Genomic DNA, 2256 nt, shown 5'->3' on the forward strand with positions numbered 1-2256 from the left:
CAGTCGCTGGGTGTAGACCCGAAACCAGGTGATCTATCCATGGCCAGGATGAAGGTGCGGTAACACGTACTGGAGGTCCGAACCCACTAACGTTGAAAAGTTAGGGGATGAGCTGTGGATAGGGGTGAAAGGCTAAACAAACCTGGAAATAGCTGGTTCTCTCCGAAAACTATTTAGGTAGTGCCTCGTGTATCACCTTCGGGGGTAGAGCACTGTCATGGTTGTGGGGTCCATTGCGGATTACTACGCCATAGCAAACTCCGAATACCGAAGAGTGCAATCACGGGAGACAGACATCGGGTGCTAACGTCCGGTGTCAAGAGGGAAACAACCCAGACCGCCAGCTAAGGTCCCCAAATATTGCTAAGTGGGAAACGAAGTGGGAAGGCTAAAACAGTCAGGAGGTTGGCTTAGAAGCAGCCATCCTTTAAAGAAAGCGTAATAGCTCACTGATCGAGTCGTCCTGCGCGGAAGATGTAACGGGGCTAAGCAATATACCGAAGCTGCGGATGCGTGCTTTGCACGCATGGTAGGAGAGCGTTCCGTAAGCCTGCGAAGGTGCACTGGAAAGTGTGCTGGAGGTATCGGAAGTGCGAATGCTGACATGAGTAGCGATAAAGGGGGTGAAAGGCCCCCTCGCCGTAAGCCCAAGGTTTCCTACGCAACGTTCATCGGCGTAGGGTGAGTCGGCCCCTAAGGCGAGGCAGAAATGCGTAGCTGATGGGAAGCAGGTTAATATTCCTGCACCATTGTTGAATGCGATGGGGGGACGGATCGCGGAAGGTTGTCCGGGTGTTGGAAGTCCCGGTCCTTGCATTGGAGAAGGCGCTTTGGCAAATCCGGGCGCGGAATTCAAGGGTGCGAGGCCAGTCGTTTAGGCGACGAAGCAATCGGAAGTGGTTCCAGGAAAAGCCTCTAAGCTTCAGTTCAACAAGACCGTACCGCAAACCGACACAGGTGGGCGAGATGAGTATTCTAAGGCGCTTGAGAGAACTCGGGAGAAGGAACTCGGCAAATTGGTACCGTAACTTCGGGATAAGGTACGCCCCTGTAGCTTGATGCGCCTGCGCGCAGAGGGTGAAGGGGTTGCAATAAACTGGTGGCTGCGACTGTTTAATAAAAACACAGCACTCTGCAAACACGAAAGTGGACGTATAGGGTGTGACGCCTGCCCGGTGCCGGAAGATTAAATGATGGGGTGCAAGCTCTTGATTGAAGTCCCGGTAAACGGCGGCCGTAACTATAACGGTCCTAAGGTAGCGAAATTCCTTGTCGGGTAAGTTCCGACCTGCACGAATGGCGTAACGATGGCCACACTGTCTCCTCCCGAGACTCAGCGAAGTTGAAGTGTTTGTGATGATGCAATCTCCCCGCGGCTAGACGGAAAGACCCCATGAACCTTTACTGTAGCTTTGCATTGGACTTTGAACCGGTCTGTGTAGGATAGGTGGGAGGCTATGAAGCGTGGACGCCAGTCTGCGTGGAGCCATCCTTGAAATACCACCCTGATCTGTTTGAGGTTCTAACCTTGGCCCGTAATCCGGGTCGGGGACAGTGCATGGTAGGCAGTTTGACTGGGGCGGTCTCCTCCCAAAGTGTAACGGAGGAGTACGAAGGTACGCTAGGTACGGTCGGAAATCGTGCTGATAGTGCAATGGCATAAGCGTGCTTAACTGCGAGACCGACAAGTCGAGCAGGTGCGAAAGCAGGTCATAGTGATCCGGTGGTTCTGTATGGAAGGGCCATCGCTCAACGGATAAAAGGTACTCTGGGGATAACAGGCTGATACCGCCCAAGAGTTCATATCGACGGCGGTGTTTGGCACCTCGATGTCGGCTCATCTCATCCTGGGGCTGTAGCCGGTCCCAAGGGTATGGCTGTTCGCCATTTAAAGAGGTACGTGAGCTGGGTTTAAAACGTCGTGAGACAGTTTGGTCCCTATCTGCCGTGGGCGCTGGATATTTGAAGGGGGCTGCTCCTAGTACGAGAGGACCGGAGTGGACGAACCTCTGGTGTACCGGTTGTCACGCCAGTGGCATCGCCGGGTAGCTATGTTCGGAAGAGATAACCGCTGAAAGCATCTAAGCGGGAAACTCGCCTTAAGATGAGATATCCCCGGGGCTTCGAGCCCCTTGAAGGGTCGTTCAAGACCAGGACGTTGATAGGTCAGGTGTGTAAGCGCAGTAATGCGTTGAGCTAACTGATACTAATTGCCCGTAAGGCTTGATCCTATAACAGGTGTGTTTTGTGTCGGTC

Annotated in this window: 1 rRNA gene; it reads left to right on the plus strand. The window is 53.4% G+C overall.

Annotated elements, in window-relative coordinates:
• Positions 1 to 2231, plus strand: a 23S ribosomal RNA gene (locus FVF58_RS50810); the annotation flags it as partial.
• Positions 2232 to 2256: the final 25 nt, after the last annotated feature.

Source organism: Paraburkholderia panacisoli (assembly GCF_008369935.1).
In the GTDB taxonomy this organism is placed as follows: Bacteria; Pseudomonadota; Gammaproteobacteria; order Burkholderiales; family Burkholderiaceae; genus Paraburkholderia; species Paraburkholderia panacisoli.